Consider the following 16,693-nt stretch of genomic DNA (forward strand, 5'->3'; position numbering starts at 1 on the left):
CGTGGCGGGCCGGCGCTGGGGCCTGGTCGCGGGTTACGCGGCGGCGGTTGTCGTCGTAGTGGTCACGGTGGTGCCGCTGCTGTTCGTGGTGCTCGGCGGGTTCCGCACCAACGGGCAGCTCAACCGCGATCCGGCGGGCTTGCCGGGACCGTGGGTGTGGGACAACTACCGCAGCGTGCTCACTTCGCCCGACTTCTGGCGGTTCCTCGGCAACAGCGCGCTGATCGCGGTGGTGGCGACTGCGCTGGCCGTGAGCCTGGGTTCGATGGCGGCGTTCGCCTTGTCCCGCTACGCCTTCAAGGGCCGCGAAGCCGTGTACGTCCTGTTCACGCTCGGCCTGCTGTTCCCGCTGGGCGTGGCCACGCTGCCGCTCTACCTGTGGTTGCGCCAGCTCGGGTTGCTGGAGAACCCGCTGGGGGTGGCGATCCCGGAGGCGGCGTTCTCGCTGCCGGTGACGATCGTGATCCTGAGGCCGTTCATGCACTCGGTGCCCGGGGAGCTGGAGGACGCCGCGGTGCTCGACGGCGCGAGCCGGCTCGGGTTCTTCTGGCGGATCATGCTGCCGCTCTCGGCGCCCGCGCTCACCACGGTGTCGGTGCTCGCGTTCGTGACCAGCTGGAACGCCTACCTGCTGCCGCTGCTGGTGTTCAACGACAGCGCGCACTTCACGCTGCCGCTGGGCGTGGCGACGTTCCAGTCGCAGTACTCGCAGGACACCGCGCGGGTGCTGGCGTTCACGGCGCTGTCGATGGTGCCGGCGCTCGGGTTCTTCGTGGTGGCGCAACGGCGGATCGTGGGTGGGCTGACCGGGTCGGTCAAGGGCTGATCACTTGCCCCGTCGCGTGGCGTGCGGTGGAGTGGGGGTGCAGCCACAACCGGCACGGGAGGTTTCGCGTGGAGGAACGGCAGTCTGGTTCACGACGCAGTGCGGCTTGGTTCGGCGCGTCCGGGCGGGCCGGGATGATCCACCGGTCGTGGATGCGGTCGCAGGGCTTCGGTCCGGACGTGTTCGACGGACGGCCGGTGATCGGGATCGCGACGAGCGCATCGGAGCTGGCGCCGTGCAACGTGCACCTCACGCGCGTGGCCGAGGCGGTGAAGCGCGGGGTGTGGCAGGCCGGCGGGTTCCCGTTGGCGTTCCCGACGATGGCCACCGGCGAGACGCTGATGCGGCCCACCGCGATGCTGTACCGGAACCTGATGGCGATGGAGGTCGAAGAGCTGATCCGCGCCAACCCGCTCGACGGCGTGGTGCTGCTGTCCGGCTGCGACAAGACCACCCCGGCGATGCTGATGGGCGCGGCGAGCGTGGACCTGCCGGCGGTGATGGTGACCGGCGGGCCGATGCTGAACGGCAAGTTCCGCGGTGAGGACGTCGGGTCCGGCACGCACGTGTGGAAGTTCGAGGAGGAGCTCAAAGCCGGGCGCATGAGCCAGGAGGAGTGCTTCTTCGCCGAGGGCTGTATGGCGCGGTCCAACGGCCACTGCATGACGATGGGCACGGCCTCGACCATGGCGTGCCTCGCCGAGGCGCTCGGCATGCAGCTGCCCGGCTCGGCGACCTGGCCGGCCGTCGACGCGCGCCGCTTCGAGACTGCGCAGACGGCGGGGCAGCGGATCGTCGCGATGGTGGACGAGGACCTGCGGCCGTCGTCGATTCTCACGCGCGAGGCGTTCGAGAACGCGATCCGCGTGAACGCGGCCATCGGCGGCTCGACCAACGCGATCATCCACCTGCTGGCGCTCGCCGGGCGCGTCGGTGTGCCGCTGGAGATGGCCGATTTCGACGCGCTGGGCCGCGACGTGCCGACGCTGGTGAACCTCATGCCGTCGGGCAAGTTCCTCATGGAGGACTTCTGCTACGCCGGCGGCCTGCCCGTGGTCGTGCGGCGCCTGGCCGAAGCCGGACTGCTGCGGCCGGACACCGTCACCGTGACTGGAAAGTCGTTGGTGGACAACACTTCCGACGCTTCGTGCTGGAACGACGAGGTGATCACGCCGGTCATCGAGCCGTTCCAGCCCGCCGGCACCGGCACCGCCGTGCTCACCGGCAACCTCGCCCCGGACGGCGCGGTGATCAAGCAGTCGGCCGCCTCGCCCGACCTGCTCACGCACACCGGTCCGGCACTCGTGTTCGACACCGCGGAGGACTACCACGGCGTCGCCGACGACCCGGACCTCGACGTCACCCCCGACACCGTCCTGGTGATCCGCGGCGCCGGCCCGAAGGGCTACCCGGGCATGCCCGAGGTCGCCAACGTGCCCCTGCCGGCGAAGCTGCTCAAGGCCGGCGTCACCGACCTCGTCCGCATCTGCGACGGCCGCATGTCCGGCACCGGCTACGGCACGGTCGTGCTCCACGTCAGCCCGGAGTCGGCGGTGGGGGGTCCGCTCGCGCTGGTGCGCACGGGTGACCGGATCACGCTGGACACACCCGGGCGTTCGCTGACGCTGCACGTGCCGGACGAGGAGCTGGCCGCGCGGCGGGCGGGGTGGGAGGCGCCGGAATCGCCGTACGTCAGCGGGTACACGTGGCTGTACACCCAGCATGTGACGCAGGCGCACCAAGGAGCGGACTTCGATTTCCTGCACGGTTCCCGCGGGCCGGGTGTACCGAGGGATTCGCACTGACCGGCGAGGAAGAGCCGACGGCAGCCGTGGCCGGGCTGGTGTCGGCGCGGTCACCGGTTTCGGCCGGACGGTGAACATCGCCGAGGTCGCTTTCGTGCGCGGCACCGTGGAAACACGGCTGCACGCCCAGTGCCCGTTTCGGGTGACGCGGGGCGAAAGAGCGTTGTGCGGTACCGTCGACCCGGCCACGGCGGACGCCGGCCCCGGCGAGGCTTATCGGCGCAACGCGACGATCATCGACAAGTTGGCGCGGAGGCTCACCGAGCGTGTACCCGGCCGCCGCGGATCGGCGTCACTGATCGGCCGTCGTGCGGGTGAACCAGGCGGCCAGGGCTGAACGTGGCCGGACGCCGAGTTTCGTGCGGATGCGCTCGAGGTGCGTGGCGACCGTGCGCGGGGCGATGCCGAGGCGGCGGGCGATCTGCTGGTTGGTGAGGCCGTCGGTCACGAGGGCGGCGACGGTGTGCTCCTGGGCCGTCAGGCGGCCGCGGCCGGTGTGTTCGCTCGCGTCGAGGGCGTGGGCGACGGCCGACGCCAGGGTGACGCGCGCGCCCGCCCGGGTGGCGGCGTGGGCGCGGCGCGGGTCGAGGCTCGCGGTGGCCCTGGCGGTCGCGGTGTGGACGCGGCGTCGCCACGCGGGTTCGGCGACGGCGCCCAGGCCGCGGCGCACGGCGTCGGCGCAGGCGAAGAGGCCGAGGGCGCGTTCGTGGCCGCCGCGGGTGGTCAGGACGATCGCGACGCCTTCGGTGAAGTACGGGACCTTCAGGCCGTCCGTGGGGTTGGTGACGAGCAGCGCCTCGACGAAGCAGGCCTCGGCGCTTGCGTGGTCTTCGGCGGCCAGGGCGAGTGCGCCCGCCGTGTGCAGCACGCTGGCGAGCCGGCCGGGCGTCGCGTGGGCGCGGGCCAGCGGCAGGCCCTCGGCGAGGACGGCGCGGGCCGTGGTGAGGTCGCCGGTCTCCAGGGCGGCCCAGGCGAGATCGTTGAGCAGCAAGGAGAGCACGGCCGGATCGGCGAGCTCGCGGGCGATCTTGAGCGCTTCCCGGTAGTGCCCGTCCGGGTTGTCGCCCGACGCGCGCAGCCCGGCGGCGAGCAGGTCGAGGATCGAGGCGACGCGGGGCGGACGGTCCAAAGTGGACTCGATGGCGAGCGCCCGCCGGCCCAGGCGCAGCTGTTCGGCGTAGCGGCCGGTGCGGTGCGCCGCCTTGCACAGCGCGGCGAGCAGGGAAGCCGTGAGGTCCGGGCGGTCCCGGGTGTGCGGCAGCGCTTCACGCAGCAGGTGCTCGCTTTCGGCGACGTTGCGGCCCAGCGCCAGCCACGCCCGCGCGAGCCCGCAGGCCAGCACGGCGAGCCGCGCGTCGCCGCGGGCCGCGAGCCGGTCGATCGTGGTCAGCACGGGTTCGGCCCGCGCGACCAGGCGCCGGCACAGCCCGTCCGGCAGCAGGAACGCCGCGAGGTGCGGCTCGACCTGCGCGACGAGGTACGCGGCCAACCGCTCGAACGCGGCGTCGGCACCACCGGCCGCGTCGAGCCGCTCCTGCCCGTACGCACGCGCGGCGGCCCACAGGCGCAGCCCGGTGGTGCCGTCGGCTGCGGGCTCGGACACCAGGAGCGACGCCGCCACCAGCCGTTCCAACGTCTCGGGCCCGACGCCGAGCACGGCGGCGAGCTCCGCGTCGAACGGTCCCGGCAGGATCGAGAGCCGTAGCCAGGCCGCCCGCTCGGCCTCCCCGAGCCCCCGCCGGTCCCGCTCGAGGCCCTCCCGCACGGTGGGCGCCAGGTCGAGCGCCGTGGCGAGCCCTTCCAGCGCCCCGGCCGGCCCCAGCAACCGCACCCGCCGCGCGGCCCGCTCCAGCGCCGCCGGCACGCCTTCGAGCCGCCGGCAGACCTCGCCGACGTCCGCGGTGGTCACGGCGAAGAGCGGGTCCAGCAGGTGGATCCGGTCGACCAGCAAGCGCGCCGAGTCGGCGGGGGAGAGGCCGCGCAGGGGAAGGACCTGCTCGCCCTGCACCCCCAGCACCACGCGGCTGGTGGCGACGATCCGCAGCCCGGGGTACTGCCGCAGCAACGACTCGACGAGGACGGCGCTCGCGCCGGGGCGAACATCGCACCCGTCGAGGACGAGGAGGTCCCCGGGATCGGCGCGGAAGGGGGCTGTGCGGCGGTCGGTCGGCGCCTGAGCCGAGTCGGCTGTGTGTTGGTCGGCGGCTGATCCGACGTTGCGCCGGCAGGGGAGCGTGCTTGCCGCCCGTGGGGCGTCGGGGATGGCCTGGGCGCGGTTCGGGTCCGCGTCGCGCGAGTGCTCGTCCGTGGCCGGGTCGGCTGGGCGGCGGGCATTCCTCGCCGCAGGTGTCACGGTTGTGCCGCGACGAAGGTCTTCGTGACCTCCTCCGAGGTCGGTTCGCGCCTGATCCCCGCCGGGCGGGTGCTCGTGGCCCTCCGCTGCGAGCGGGACCCCATCCAGGTTGAGGTCCACAGTGGACACATCCACGAAACGAGCCCCCGCCAGTTCCCTCGCCAGCCGGGTCTTGCCGATGCCGCCCGGGCCGGTGATGGTCACCAGGCGGTGGTGGGTGAGCAGGCGGCGCAGCAGCGCCGTCTCGGTGGCGCGGCCCACGCAGCCCGCGCGGCGGGAGCCCACACGGCGGCGGTAGGCGCGTTGGCGGCACGCGCCGGAGCAGAAGCGGGCGCGCCGGCCGCCCCGGGAGCCGGCAACCACTGGAAGGGCAGCGCCGCAGGTGAGGCAGTGCGCGTTCGTCGGCATGGTATGGACCTTAGCGCCGAGACGTAACGCGACAAGCCGCCATTTGCCCACCACTGACCAGCGGTTTCGTAACGCGGGGCCGTGCTGCCGACTGGGCCCGGCCTGTTCCACTGCCTACCTTGAGTTCACATATCTGCCATGTATTCAGATACTTGAACGGAGTTGCAGTGCTGCCTCCTTCACGGTCCCGTTCCCGGCTGGGCCGGATCTCCCTCGTCCTCGCCACGGTCGCGGGCCTGCTCGCGACCACCGTCACCACGGCCGGCGCCGCGCCCCGGCAGACGTCGTTGTGTGACCTGCCCGTCCTGTCGCTCGCGTGTCAGCCCGACACCGTCGTGCTGGACGGCGCACGGCTGACGCAGAACCGCGTCGGACTGCTGCTCGGCGACAGAACTCTGCGGACCTCCCTCGGTGCCCTGCTCACGCAGGCCGACGCGGCGCTCACCAAGGGCCCGTGGACCGTCGCCGACAAGGAGCGCGTGCCGCCGAGCGGGGACAAGCACGATTACCTCAGCCTGGCGCCCTACTGGTGGCCGAGCCAGCCGAAGACACCTGAAAACCCGCAGGGCTGCCCGTACGTCCAGCGTGACGGCGTGCTCAACCCCGAGACCACGGCCGTGTCCGACAAGGCCGAGCGGCTCACCGCGTTCAGCTCGATCTACCAGCTCTCGCTCGCCTGGTTCTACACGCGCAAGCCCGAATACGCGCAGCGCGCGGCCCTCGACCTGCGCACGTGGTTCCTCGACGCCGCCACGAGGATGAACCCGAACCTGAACTTCGCGCAGGGCATCCCGTGCAAGAACGACGGCCGCGGGATCGGCATCATCGAGTTCGCCTACACCTTCACCCAGGTCCTCGACGCGGCCCGCATCCTCGACGCCGGCGCGCCCGGCTGGTCGAAGTCCGACGCCGCGGCCATGAAGGGCTGGTCGGCCGAGTTCCTGACCTGGTTGCGCACCAGCAAAAACGGTCAGGACGAAGCCGCGGCGACCAACAACCACGGTTCGTTCTACGACATGCTCACCGCCGGCATCGCGCTCTACACCGGCGACAAGGCGCTCACCAGGAACATCGTCACGGGTGCCGAGCAGCGCCTCGACCACCAGATCGCGGCCGACGGCAGCCAGCCCGAGGAGTCCACGCGCACCCGGAGTTTCCACTACCACACGTTCAACCTCGTCGCGCTGACCCGGCTCGCGCAGATCGGCCGCCACGTCGGTGTGAACCTGTGGGCCTACCGCACCCCCGAGGGTGCCGGCCTGTTCACGGCCGTCGACCACCTGCTGCCGGCCGCGACAGGCGGGGCCGCGCAATGGCCGCTGCCGGACCTCAACTTCCTGCAGTACGCCGCCCTCGACAGCGTCCACGCCGCAGCCGACGCCGGTGACGCGCGGGCCAAGGCCGCGCTGACGCACATCCCGGCCCCGCCGGGCGGTGATCTCTACCCGGTCCGGCCGGCCGCCGAGCAGCTCGACGACATCTCGGTCACCGGCTGACCCGCGCGGTGCGGGGGACGTGGCCCACCACGCCCCCCGCACTGGGCTACCCGCTCGGTCTTGTTATCGGACTCAGCACGTGGCACTGTTGGTTGGAAATTCCTACCGAGGGAAGGACCACCGTGCCCGAGCTGCCGCGCAAACTCGCCACCCACCCGTCGGTGCGGGCAGTGCTCGCGAGAGGGGAACGGACTCAGCCGGGGCCGATCGACGCGGCGTGGCTGCGCGAGCTGGCGCTGGCGGCGGGGGCCGACGACGTCGCGGCCGTGTCGCTGGAGCACGCCGACCTGGCGGGGGAGCGGCCGCACGCGCTGGCGGCGCTGCCCGGCACGCGCAGCCTCATCTCGCTGGTCGTGCGGATGAACCGCGACAACGTGCGCACGCCCGCGCGCAGTGTGGCGAACCAGGAGTTCCACCGCAGCGGCGAGATCATCAACGAGGCGGCGCGCACGATCACCCGCGAGCTCCAGGACGCCGGGTACCGGGCGCTGAACCCGTCGGCGACGTTCCCGATGGAGATGGACCGCTTCCCCGGCCGGATCTGGGTGATCGCGCACAAGACCGTCGCGGTCGCGGCCGGCCTGGGTGTGATGGGCCTGCACCGCAACGTGATCCACCCGAAGTTCGGCAACTTCGTCCTGCTGGCCACCCTGCTCGTCGACGCCGAGGTGACGGACTACGGCGAGCCGCTGGACTACAACCCGTGCGTGGACTGCAAGCTGTGCGTGGCCGCGTGCCCGGTGGGCGCGATCGCCAAGACCGGCGAGTTCGACTGGGCCGCCTGCTCCACGCACAACTACCGCGAGTTCATGGGCGGGTTCACCGACTGGGTGGAAACCGTGGCCGACAGCGCGGACGGCGCCGACTTCCGCTCGCGCGTCACCGACTCGGAGAACGCGTCGATGTGGCAGAGCCTTTCCTTCAAGGCAAACTACAAGGCGGCGTACTGCATGGCCGTGTGCCCGGCGGGTGAGGACGTGCTCGGCCCGTACCTCGACGACCGCCGCGAGTTCATGCGCACGGTGCTGCGCCCGTTGCAGGACAAGAAGGAAACCGTCTACGTCACTCCGAACTCGCCCGCGAAGTCCCATGTGGAGCGTCGGTTCCCGCACAAGGTGGTGAAGGAGGTCCCCGGCCGCACGCCGTGACGTCACCCGGACGGGCAAGCGGTTCTCACACGTGGGCGCGCGTGGACGTGGAACGCTTTTCGGCGAACCGGCCGGACAGCGAAGGGGAAGACGAGTGATCAAGACCAGCCGAGGTGGCCGCGGGGTGCGGAAGGTGACGTTCGTCCTCCCGCTCGACACCCCGCCGGGGCCCGTCAGCGTGGTCGGCGACTTCAACGACTGGCAGCCCGGGTGCCACGAGCTGCGCAAGCGCTCCAACGGCACGCGCTCGGCCGCCGTCGAGGTGCGCCCAGGGGCGAAGCTGCGCTTCCGCTACCTCGCGACGGGTGGGCAGTGGCTCGACGACCCCGACGCGACCGCCCGCGACGGTCACGACTGCGTGTACGTGGCCGAATAACCAGGTAATGGAACATGTGTTCCCCAACACCGTTGTTGTGGAGCGCGTGTTCCTTTACGCTCGGGTTCGTGCCCCGACCGCGGATCCACGACCCCGAACACCTGCTCGACGTCGCCGAGCGGATCGTGGCCGAGCGCGGCCCGGAGGAGGTCACCGCGCGTGGGCTCGCGCTCGCGGCGGGGGTGCCGAACAGCGTGATCTACCACGGTTTCGGCTCGCTGCCCGCGCTCGTCGGACGGGTGTGGCTGCGGGCGGCGACCCACTACGTCGACGTGCAGGAGGGTCTGGTCGACGAAGCGCTCGCCGCCGCGGGCCCGGTCGCGGCGGTGGTCGCCGCGGCCGACGCGCCCGCCGTCGTCGCTCGCCTGCGCCCCGATGCCGCACGCCTGATGGTCACCGTCTCGCCCGACCGCGTGCTCGGCCCGCAGCTGCCCGACGAGGTAGTCGAGGCACTGCACGCGCTGGACAAACGCCTGGTGCGCCTGCTCGTCCGGCTCTCGCGCGAGCTGTGGCAGCGCGGCGACGGCGCCGCCGTCGAGGTGATCACCACGTGTGTCGTCGACCTGCCGACCGCGCTCTACCGCCGCGAGCTCGCCGAAGGACGCGTCGGCGAGGACAGCCGCCGCCGGCTCGCCGCTGCGGTGCGAGCGGTGCTCGCCTTGCCGCCGCCGAAGCGTCGCTCGTCCCGTTCCGCCGCCCCTGCCTGAAATAGCACTGCCTGTAAAAGCACCGCCAGAAAAAAGCACCGCCAGAAAAAAGCACCGCCAGAAAAAGCACTGCCTGAAAAGCACCGTCTGAAAAGGACTGCCGAGATGCCCGCGCTGACCCGCCACGATACCGTGTCCGTTCTCGACTTCGGTGCCGACGAGAACCGGTTCTCACTCGCCTGGCTGGACGAGGTGAACACCCACCTCGACACCGTCACGGCCGGCTCGGCGTCCGCCGCGCTCGTGACCACGGGCACCGGCAAGTTCTACTCCAACGGCCTCGACCTCGAGTGGCTCACGGCCCACGGCGGCGAAGCGGGCAAGTACGTGACCGCGGTCCACGAACTGCTGGCCCGCGTGCTCGCACTGCCGGTGCCCACCGTCGCCGCGGTGAACGGGCACGCGTTCGGCGCCGGCGCGATGCTCGCGATGGCCCACGACTTCCGGGTGATGCGCACCGACCGCGGGTTCTTCTGCTTCCCCGAGGCCGACATCAACATCCCGTTCACGCCCGGCATGGCCGCGCTCATCCAGGCCAAGCTCACCCCTGCCGCGGCCGTCGCCTCGATGACCACCGGGCGCCGCTTCGGCGGCCCGCAGGCGCGCGAGCTGGGCCTGGTCGACGTGACGGCCGACGAGAAGGCCCTGCTCACCACGGCGACCGAGGTCGTCGCGGGGCTGGCGGGCAAGGACCGCGGCACGCTCGGAGCCATCAAGTCCACCATGTTCGCGCCCGCGCTGAGCGCCCTGCGGACCCCGGCGAGCTGACCCGCCAGGCTGCGCGTGCGGCGGTGGGGCTCGCCGCTCCGGGCCTTCCGGGCAACCGTGGCGTTCGCTGCCGACAGTCCCTACTCGGGCCGAGGGTACGGTTGTGCCCACGCGGAGTAGGAGACGTTTGTGCCCGAACCAGCTGACTCACCGGATGCCGCCGCCGCGCCGCGCCGGTCCCGCGCGGTCGTGCGGGAGAACGCACCCGTCCTGGCGGTGGTCGGGCTCGGGGGTGGCGCAGGGGCCCTCGCGCGCTACGGCCTGGCCGTGCTCGTCCCTGCCCAGCCCGGGCACTTCCCGTGGTCGACGTTCCTGATCAACGTCTCAGGTTGCTTCCTCATCGGCGTGCTCATGGTCGCGGTGACCGAGGTGTGGCGGGCGCGCCGGCTGGTACGGCCGTTCCTCGGAGTCGGTATCCTCGGCGGGTACACCACGTTCTCGACCTACGCGGTCGAGATCCGTGGCCTGCTGGCCTCGGGCGCGGTGGAGGTCGCGTTCTTCTACCTCGCGGGCACGCTCGTGGCGGCACTGCTCGCGGTGGCCGCGGGGATGTGGCTCGCGCGACGGGTGTTCGTTCGTCCGGAAAGGACGGTCGAGTCGTGACGGTGCTGCTCGTGTTCGCGGGCGCCGTGGTGGGGGCACCGCTGCGCTACGTCACCGACCGGTTCGTGCAGGCGCGCCACCGCGCCGGGTTCCCGTGGGGCACGTTCACGGTCAACCTGGTGGGCTCCCTGGTGCTCGGTTCGCTCGCCGGCGCCGGGTCCGCGTTGCCCGCCACGGTGTCGATCCTCGTCGGCACCGGGTTCTGCGGGGCGCTGACGACCTACAGCACGTTCGGCTACGAGACCGTGAAGCTCCTCGAAAAACGCGCGTACGGCGCGGCGGTGGCCAACGTGGTGCTGAGCGTCGCCGCGGGGGTGGGCGCTGCGGCGCTCGGGTACGCGGTCGTGCACTCGCTCGCCGGGTGACGCCCTACGAGGCCAGGTTGGCGTACACGACGATGTTGTCCTCGTAGCTGTGCTCGGCGTGGTCGAACACACCACCGCAGGTGATCAGGCGCAGTTCGGGCTTCGTGCTGTTGCCGTAGACCGCCTCCTGGGGGAACTGGTCCTTGGGGACGCGCGTGACCCGGTCGACGGTGAACTTCACCTTCTTGCCGTCACTGCGGTCGATGTCCACCTCGTCACCGGGCACGAGGTCCTTCAGCTTGAAGAAGATGCCCGGCTTCTTGTCGCCGTCGACGTGACCGAGCACGACGGCCGGACCGACCTCGCCGGGCACGGGGGAGAGGCGGTACCACGCGGCCTGCATCGGCGTTTTCACCGAAGGCACGGAGATCTTGCCCTCGAGGTTGACCGCCACGGACACCAGGCTCGACTGCGCGCCGATCTTCGGGATGCTCACGGCCGTGGGACGCAGGCCCTTGAACGGTTTCGTGACCGGGACGCTCGATGGCACGGGTTTCGCGGCGGCCGCCGGCGCCGGGGCCGGCGACGAACCGCAGCCGGCGAGCGTCAGGCCGAGAGCCAGCGCCAGCGCGGTTTTCGTGAGGGTGGTGGGCTTCATGGGCGTCAGGACCAGAACCGCGCGGTGCCGCCGAACCCGGTTTCGACGCCGCCCTGGGGCGCGTAGCGGACCTGCACCGCAGGGCGGGTGACGACGGGGCCTGCGGTCGAGGCGGGGGTGTCCGAAGTGGTCACGGGGCCACGGGTCGCGGTTGTGCTCGGGGTTCCCGTCGGGGTTTCGCTCGTGGTCGGGGCGTCCGAAGTGGGTGGTGTGTCCTGCTCGAAGCTGACATCGCCCTGGCCGGGCACGCCGTCGCAGGTCCAGCTGAACGGGGCGGTGGTGGCGGTGCTCGGGTCGGTCACGCGGACGTCGTAGTTCCAGTAGCGGCCGTCGGCACCGTCCTGGTCCGGGCCGGCGGTCACGGTGAGGCCGACGGTGGCGACGTTGCCGGGCGCGCCCGCGGCGCAGGCGATGACCAGCACGCCTTCACCACCGAGGCCGACGAAACCGTGGCCGGCGTTGTCCGTGTAAGGATCGGCGGGAGCGGTGCTGGAGGTCGTGTCGTCGGCCTGGTCGTCGCTCTGGCTGTCGTCGGCGACCCGCGGCTTCGCGGCGGACGGGGCGCGGCGGCCCTCGGTGGTCTGCACCTCGGGGCCCGAGGAGGACTCGATGCCGGCGGTACTCGACGGTGCTTCGGAGGTCGGCGTGCTCGACGTCGGTGTCTCGGAGGTGCTGGTGTCCGATGTGGAGGATGCCGTGGTGTCGGGCGTTTCCGAGCTCTCGGTGGTCACCGTGGTGTCCGGGGCCGCCGTGGGGTCGTCCTGCGCGAAAGCGGCCGGGGCGGAGGCGAGCGTGAGGGCGGCTCCGGCGAGCACGGCACCTGCGAGACGGCCCAGCGGTTTCTTCACGGCGACTCCCTGCTGCGACAGTGCCCGGACGTTGGGCAATGGCGGGATTCTGCCGGAGAAAAGCGCTGGAGGGAAAGGTTTTCGAGGTGGGGAAAACCACGCTCGAAATCCGTAACGGCCGGGCTGTCCGAGGCGATCCAATTGCTTGGGTCCGGTGCCGGGAAACGACCTCATAACGAAGCTGCGCGCCGTGATAACAAACCCGACCGTGACACGGCCACCATACCGGGCCGGAAATCCGGCACTTCTTTTCGATTTTCGGCTCAGGCCCGCCCTCGCACCAGGTCGATCAGCCGCCCGAGCACGTGCTCGCCCGCCGAGCGCAGGCCGTTGTGCTCGTACTCGTTGGTGATCCACGGCCGCATCGTCGGGATGAGCGCGGCGGTCTCCTCGGAGAAGCGGCGGTCCACGTACGCGTCCTCGGTGTAGATCGCCGCGGCGCAGGGCACCTCGCAGTGACGCAGCACGTCGGCGTCGTACAGGCGCGGCCACTCGCGCTCGGCCAGCAGCTCGGCGGCTTCGCGCAGGGGCGCGAGGCCGGGCAGGTCGGTGAAGAGCGAGGGGAACACGTGCTCGCCGGTGAAGAGGGTGACGTCGTCGTGGAACTCGGCAGGGCGGGTGCGCTGCGCCGACCAGCGGGTGGCCTGGCCGTCGGCGTAGCAGGCCTCGTGGATCACCGCGTAGAGCGGGTTGCGCGCCGAAAACGGCAGCGCCGACGCCACGTCGTGCGCGAACGCCGCCGACTCCGGGTCGCGTTCGAGCAGGTAGTGCAGGTTCTCGGCGCCGTCGCTCATGCCGAGCGCGTTGCCGAGCTGGCGGAACAGCCGCGAGGTGATCGGCGTGCCGTCGGGCATGGTCAGCTCGCCGGCGTCGAGGCGGACGTGCAGCTGCCGCACCCGCTCACGGTCACCCGGGTAGCGCAGGTAGTAGCGGCGGTTGCGCTCGAGCATCGTGCGGTAGGTCGCCTCGTACACCTCGTCCGGGTGCCGCGCGACCGGCGGCAGCCCGCCGGTGAAGAAGGCTTCGCGCAGGCTCTGCGGGGCCTGCGAGAGGTAGGCGAGTGCGGTGAACCCGCCGAACGACTGGCCGAGCAGGCTCCACCGGTCCACGTCCAGCCGCTGCCGGATGACCTCGGCGTCCCGCACGATCGAGTCGGCCCGGAAGTGCGCCAGGTACTCGGCCTGCTCGGCGGGCGTGCGCCCCGGCAGCGTGCCGACGGGCGTGGAGTTGCCCGTGCCGCGCTGGTCCAGCAGGAGCACGCGGTAGTCCCGCACCGCCCGCCCGAGCCACCCCGTCGGCCCCGTCGGCCGCGGCGCCTCCTGCCCGGGCCCGCCCTGCAGGAACACCAGGTACGGCCGGTCGGGCCCGCCGTCCACGTCGGCGACCTCCCGGGCGAACACGGTGATCTGCTCGCCGTCCGGGCGGCCGTGGTCGAGCGGGACGGTGAACTCGTGCTCGGTGAGGACCAGGCCGGGAATGCGAACGGAGGCAGGCATGAGTCGATCAAAGCACGCGCGGAGCCGGCCCGGCCAGCGACCGCGAGGGTGTTGTCCCGGGTGGTCCGCGTTGGCCGATCGGCAACCGCAGCGGCGAGCGGCCCGGCGGCGCGGCCACGGTGATCGTGACCGGACCACAAGGTGAAGCACCTGTTCTTCGTCGCGGCGCGGAGAACGGGTCACGCTGACCCCGGACCACGTGCGCGGGCCAGCACTGCACGTGGCCGGTGATCCCGCGGCGCACGACCGGCCGGCGTGGATGCCCAAGGAGTTCACGGCCACCGGCGGTGCGGCCGACGCGGTACCGACCTCCCGGCCTGACCCTCCACAAAGGACGCCCGACCCCGCAACCCCGATCACGCAACCCAGATCACGCAACCCCGATCACGCAACCCCACCAGCGAGATCGCCCCATCCGGAAGCCGGCTCAAAGGCGATCTCGCACGGCCCGCCGGAGGCGGAACCAAAGATACAGTTACTGCTTGCCCATCGACCGCCGGATCTCGGCGAGCTTGTCCTTCGCGGCCTGGTCGCGGTCGGCGATCTTCTTGTCGAGCGACTCCACCGTCTCGGGGCCGCCGATGCCGGCCAGTTCCTGTGCGCCCACCGACGTGTTGTACCGGTTCTCGATGCGGTCGCGGACGAAGTCGAACGACGGCACGCCGCCCTCGCTGTAGTCGGGCTCGGGCAGGTCCGCGGCCGGGACTTCCGGGCTCTCGACGATCTCGGCGTCCAGGGGTTCCTTGTCGCCGGGTTGGTTCGTGGTCATGTGGCACTCCTGTCGTCGCGGTCCCCGTCCTCGACCCTAGCCGTTTTCGGCACCTGTCGCCTTTGCCCGGTAGTGGCGGGCCCGGGGCGTTCAGGACTTTCGGCTGTCCCGGTGACCGACAGCCGTCTTGACACCGGTGAGCCCGGCTCGGAAATGTCGGTGCCGCACGGATTCCTCGGCCCGCACACGCCGCCACGTGTCGTGTCGTGTCGAAAGGACGGTCTTCCCGTTGTCCGCACAGCCCGCACCCTCAGATCACCCCGACCAGACGCTCGCGAGAAGAAGCTTCCTCGCGCTGGGCTCCGGCGCCGCGCTGGCGGCCACCTCGGGGCTTGCCTTCGCGGCCCCCGCCGTGGCCGCACCCGAGCAGGCCCCGAAGACCCCGGCCGCCCCACCGCCGGCCACCCACGCCGCGGGTCAGCCCGACTTCGGCCCCAACGTCCACGTCTTCGACTCCAGCACCGGCACCGCGAACATCCAGGCGACGCTCGACGCGATCTACGCGCAGCAGCGCGGCAGCCAGTTCGGCACGGGCCGCTACGCGCTGCTGTTCAAGCCCGGCGGCTACTCCGTCGACGTGAAGCTCGGCTACTACACCCAGGTCGCGGGCCTCGGCCTGCAGCCCAGCGGCGCCAGCATCACCGGCTCGCTCGGCGTCGAAGGCGACGCCCACGGCAACGGCACCCTCGTGAACTTCTGGCGCGGCGCCGAGAACCTCAACGCCGTGCCCAAGAGCGGCGTCGACACCTGGGCCGTCTCGCAGGCCACCTTCTACCGCCGCATCTACCTGCTCGGCGACCTGAAGCTGTCCGACGGCGGGTACTCCAGCGGCGGCTTCATCGCCGACTGCCAGCTCACCGGGCAGATCAACTCCGGCACCCAGCAGCAGTGGATCACGCGAAACTCGGTCGTCGGCTCGTGGGTGGGCTCGAACTGGAACTTCGTGTTCGTCGGCTCACCCGGCGCGCCGGCGACCTCGTTCCCGACCCCGCCCTACACCTCGATCGACCGCGCGCCGGTGATCTGCGAGAAGCCGTTCCTGTACGTGGACGGCGCCGGGGCGTACCAGGTGTTCGTGCCCGCCGTGCGCACGAACGCGAGTGCCACGAGCTGGGAGGCACGCAAACCCGAGGGCACGTCGCTGCCCATCGAAAGCTTCCACATCGCCCGGCCGACCGAGTCGGCCGCCGACCTCAACGCCGCCCTCGCGCAGGGCAAGCACTTGCTGCTCACACCCGGGATCTACCACGTCGACCAGCCGCTGACGGTCACGCGCGCGAACACCGTGGTGCTCGGCCTCGGTTACGCCACGCTGATCCCCGACAACGGCGTGACCGCGCTCGACGTCGCGGACGTGGACGGCGTGCGAGTCGCCGGACTGCTCGTGGACGCCGGGCCGGTGGCGTCCGACCCGCTGATCCGCTTCGGGCCCGACGGGTCCCGTCGCTCCCACGCGCGGAACCCGAGCTCGCTGCACGACGTGTTCGTGCGCGTCGGCGGTGCCGGCGTGGGCAAGGCCAAGCGCTGCGTGGTCGTGAACAGCGACGACGTGCTGATCGACAACATGTGGCTGTGGCGGGCCGACCACGGCAAGGGGGTCGGCTGGGACGCCAACACCTCCGACGTCGGCCTCGTCGTGAACGGTTCCGGCGTGATCGCCTACGGCCTGTTCGTGGAGCACCACCAGAAAGCGCAGGTGCAGTGGAACGGCGAGGGCGGCCGGACCTACTTCTTCCAGAACGAGATGCCCTACGACCCGCCGAACCAGGCCGCGTGGATGGACGGGACCCACCGCGGTTTTCCGGCCTACGCCGTGGCCGACCACGTGCGCACGCACGAAGCGTGGGGTCTGGGCAGCTACTGCATCTTCGCCGAGGACCGCACGATCGTCTCGGACCGCGCCATCGCCGCGCCCCGGCGGCCGGGGGTGAAGTTCCACGCCATGATCACGTTCTCCCTCGGCGGCGGCCAGGGCACGATCGCCCACGTGGTCAACGACACCGGCGGGCCGTCGGACGCCGTGACCGGACTGGCGATGCTGAAGTCCTACCCCTAGCCGGAAACCCGCGCCGCGACCGTCCACACCGGACGGTCGCGGCGCGGCCGCGCAGCCCACGCAAACCACGT

The 16,693-nt window shown here is 71.6% G+C and carries 15 protein-coding genes; 10 read left to right on the forward strand and 5 right to left on the reverse strand.

Going from position 1 to position 16,693, the window contains the following annotated elements; genetic code table 11:
- Position 1 precedes the first annotated feature (1 nt).
- Both ACWEOE_RS25300 and ACWEOE_RS25305 read left to right on the forward strand, forming a co-directional pair.
- Positions 2-826, forward strand: a complete 825-nt coding sequence (locus ACWEOE_RS25300) for a carbohydrate ABC transporter permease (protein WP_452013043.1) — start codon at positions 2-4, stop codon at positions 824-826.
- A 68-nt stretch (positions 827-894) separates the two neighbouring features.
- The gene (locus ACWEOE_RS25305) at positions 895-2,631 is read left to right on the forward strand and encodes an IlvD/Edd family dehydratase (protein WP_452013046.1); all 1,737 of its coding nucleotides are present in this window, start codon (positions 895-897) and stop codon (positions 2,629-2,631) included.
- A 292-nt stretch (positions 2,632-2,923) separates the two neighbouring features.
- Here ACWEOE_RS25305 and ACWEOE_RS25310 read toward each other — a convergent pair whose 3' ends face one another.
- Positions 2,924-5,392: an ATP-binding protein gene (locus tag ACWEOE_RS25310; protein ID WP_452013048.1), complete on the reverse strand. Its 2,469-nt coding sequence runs from the start codon at positions 5,390-5,392 to the stop codon at positions 2,924-2,926.
- A gap of 167 nt (positions 5,393-5,559) precedes the next feature.
- Between ACWEOE_RS25310 and ACWEOE_RS25315 the strand changes: the two genes are divergently transcribed.
- The 7 genes from ACWEOE_RS25315 to crcB (ACWEOE_RS25345) all read left to right on the forward strand — a co-directional run bounded on the left by ACWEOE_RS25315 (position 5,560) and on the right by crcB (ACWEOE_RS25345) (position 10,855).
- Complete coding sequence (locus tag ACWEOE_RS25315; RefSeq protein WP_452013051.1) at positions 5,560-6,888, forward strand: alginate lyase family protein; 1,329 nt, start codon at positions 5,560-5,562, stop codon at positions 6,886-6,888.
- Between the two features lie 122 nt (positions 6,889-7,010).
- Positions 7,011-8,036 carry a 4Fe-4S binding protein gene (locus tag ACWEOE_RS25320; RefSeq protein ID WP_452013053.1) on the forward strand — a complete coding sequence of 342 codons (1,026 nt, stop codon included), beginning with the start codon at positions 7,011-7,013 and terminating at the stop codon, positions 8,034-8,036.
- 133 nt (positions 8,037-8,169) lie between these two features.
- Positions 8,170-8,412 (forward strand): isoamylase early set domain-containing protein, encoded by a 243-nt coding sequence (locus ACWEOE_RS25325; protein WP_452013055.1) that lies wholly within the window; start codon positions 8,170-8,172, stop codon positions 8,410-8,412.
- A gap of 68 nt (positions 8,413-8,480) precedes the next feature.
- Positions 8,481-9,119 carry a helix-turn-helix domain-containing protein gene (locus tag ACWEOE_RS25330; RefSeq protein WP_452013057.1) on the forward strand — a complete coding sequence of 213 codons (639 nt, stop codon included), beginning with the start codon at positions 8,481-8,483 and terminating at the stop codon, positions 9,117-9,119.
- 105 nt (positions 9,120-9,224) lie between these two features.
- Positions 9,225-9,887, forward strand: coding sequence for an enoyl-CoA hydratase/isomerase family protein (locus ACWEOE_RS25335; RefSeq protein WP_452013059.1), 663 nt, complete (start codon positions 9,225-9,227; stop codon positions 9,885-9,887).
- Positions 9,888-10,016: 129 nt separating this feature from the next.
- Entirely contained in the window at positions 10,017-10,490 is a 474-nt protein-coding gene (crcB, locus tag ACWEOE_RS25340; RefSeq protein ID WP_452013062.1) for a fluoride efflux transporter CrcB, read from the forward strand.
- Entirely contained in the window at positions 10,487-10,855 is a 369-nt protein-coding gene (gene crcB / locus ACWEOE_RS25345) for a fluoride efflux transporter CrcB (protein WP_452013065.1), read from the forward strand. Before crcB (ACWEOE_RS25340) ends, crcB (ACWEOE_RS25345) begins: the two co-directional genes overlap by 4 nt.
- A 4-nt stretch (positions 10,856-10,859) precedes the next feature.
- Here the strand turns inward: crcB (ACWEOE_RS25345) and ACWEOE_RS25350 are convergent, their stop codons facing one another.
- The 4 genes from ACWEOE_RS25350 to ACWEOE_RS25365 all read right to left on the reverse strand — a co-directional run bounded on the left by ACWEOE_RS25350 (position 10,860) and on the right by ACWEOE_RS25365 (position 14,566).
- A complete protein-coding gene (locus ACWEOE_RS25350; protein ID WP_452013067.1) occupies positions 10,860-11,453 on the reverse strand; it encodes a class F sortase in 594 nt (197 codons plus the stop codon).
- 5 nt (positions 11,454-11,458) lie between these two features.
- On the reverse strand, positions 11,459-12,301 hold the full coding sequence (locus ACWEOE_RS25355; protein WP_452013069.1) for a hypothetical protein: 843 nt from the start codon (positions 12,299-12,301) through the stop codon (positions 11,459-11,461).
- Between the two features lie 263 nt (positions 12,302-12,564).
- Entirely contained in the window at positions 12,565-13,797 is a 1,233-nt protein-coding gene (locus tag ACWEOE_RS25360) for an alpha/beta fold hydrolase (protein WP_452013072.1), read from the reverse strand.
- A gap of 475 nt (positions 13,798-14,272) precedes the next feature.
- The gene (locus ACWEOE_RS25365; protein WP_452013074.1) at positions 14,273-14,566 is read right to left on the reverse strand and encodes a hypothetical protein; all 294 of its coding nucleotides are present in this window, start codon (positions 14,564-14,566) and stop codon (positions 14,273-14,275) included.
- A gap of 229 nt (positions 14,567-14,795) precedes the next feature.
- On the opposite strand from ACWEOE_RS25365, the gene ACWEOE_RS25370 reads away from it, so the two are divergent.
- Positions 14,796-16,622, forward strand: a complete 1,827-nt coding sequence (locus ACWEOE_RS25370; protein WP_452013076.1) for a coagulation factor 5/8 type domain-containing protein — start codon at positions 14,796-14,798, stop codon at positions 16,620-16,622.
- Positions 16,623-16,693: the final 71 nt, after the last annotated feature.

The organism is Amycolatopsis sp. NPDC004368 (genome assembly GCF_053602515.1).